This is a genomic window from Nocardioides sp. REDSEA-S30_B4 (assembly GCF_001627265.1).
In the GTDB taxonomy this organism is placed as follows: domain Bacteria; phylum Actinomycetota; class Actinomycetes; order Propionibacteriales; family Nocardioidaceae; genus Nocardioides.
Map to the genome: position 1 here is coordinate 7836 of NZ_LUPI01000084.1, position 1565 is coordinate 9400.

Below are 1565 nucleotides of genomic sequence, written 5' to 3' on the forward strand. Positions count from 1 at the left end.
CACCTCGCGGACTCGGCGGCGCCGCTGAGCCCGCACGCGGTCGCCGAGGCGCTGCGCGGTGCCGGGCCGGTCGGTCACGACACCGTCCTCGCCGTGCACGCGCGATTGGTGCGCGACGTGGACGGCGCCGGGCCGCTGCAGGCGCTCCTGGCTCTCCCCGGGGTGACCGACGTGCTGGTCAACGGCGCCAGCGGTGTCTTCCTCGACCGCGGCCACGGCCTGGAGCCGGCGGACGTCCACCTGCCCGACGAGGAGTCGGTGCGCCGGCTCGCCCAGCGGCTCGCCTCGCTGGGCGGGCGTCGTCTCGACGACGCCTCCCCGTACGTGGACCTGCGGCTGCCCGACGGCACGCGGCTCCACGCGGTCCTGGCGCCGGTCGCCCGCCCCGGCACCGCCATCTCGCTGCGGCTCCCGCCGCGGCGCCCGTTCACGCTGCCCGACCTGCTCGCGGCCGGGCACGCCCCGCCCCAGGTGGGGCGGCTGCTGGAGGCGCTGGTCGCCTCGCGGGCGGCGTTCCTCATCACCGGCGGCACCGGCACCGGCAAGACCACGGTCCTCGCGACCCTGCTCGGGCTGGTCCCGCCGACCGAGCGGATCGTGGTCGTCGAGGACGCCGCCGAGCTCGCTCCGGCGCACCCGCACGTCGTCTCGCTCGAGGCCCGCCCCGCCAACCTCGAGGGGTCCGGGGCGCTGCCGCTGCACACCCTGGTCCGCCAGGCCCTGCGGATGCGACCGGACCGGATCGTCGTCGGCGAGGTGCGCGGCGCGGAGGTGGTCGAGCTGCTCGCCGCCCGGCGTCCCGACGGCACCGTCTCGATGCTCACCGCCGCGCGGATCCAGGACGGCCGGGTGGTCGACGGCCCCGGCGCGGACCGACTGGCCGACGTGCTGGGTCGGGCATGAGCCCCCTGGCCGCACCGGCGCTCGGCGCGGCGCTGGGCGCGGGGCTGCCCGCGGGGCTGCTCCCGGGACTGCCTGCGGGGCTGCTCGAGGGGGTGCTCGCGGGTCTGCTGACCGCTGTCGCGGCGGCGCTGCTGGTCCCCGCCGTCCCGCGAGCACGGTCGGACCGACCGTCCTGGGGAGCCCTCGTCGCCGGTGCCGGGGGCTGCCTCGGCGTCGTGCTGGCGCTGTCTCCGTCCGCCGGTGCACTGGTCGCCCCGGTGGTCGTGGGGCCCGTGCTGCTGGGCCTGCTGGCGCTCGGGGTCCGGTGGCTCGTGCTTGCGCGGCGACAGCTGCTCACCGCCCGCGACACCGCGGCCAGGGTCCGCGAGTGCTGCGAGTCCCTCGCCGAGGAGCTCGCCGCCGGCTCCGGGCCCGACCGGGCCCTGGCGCGGGCCGCCCGGGACTGGCCGTCGCTGGGACCCGTGCTGGCCGCCCACCGGGTCGGGCTCGACGTGCCCGGCGCCTGGCGCGTCGCCGCCCTGGCCCCCGGCGCGGACGGGCTGCGGCTGGTCGGCGCCGCCTGGCAGGTCTCCGGCCGCACCGGCCAGGGTCTGGCCGCCGCCCTCGCCCGGGTCGCCGACGACCTCCGAGCCGGCGAGTCCAGCCGCCGGGGCGTCGCCTCC

The 1565-nt window shown here is 79.4% G+C and carries 2 protein-coding genes; both read left to right on the forward strand.

Going from position 1 to position 1565, the window contains the following annotated elements:
• On the forward strand, positions 1-903 hold a 903-nt coding region (locus A6R01_RS15495; protein ID WP_366925117.1), incomplete at its 5' end, for a TadA family conjugal transfer-associated ATPase.
• Positions 900-1565, forward strand: a 666-nt coding sequence (locus A6R01_RS15500; RefSeq protein ID WP_292607715.1) for a hypothetical protein, incomplete at its 3' end; no start/stop codon positions are given. The genes A6R01_RS15495 and A6R01_RS15500, both read left to right, overlap by 4 nt.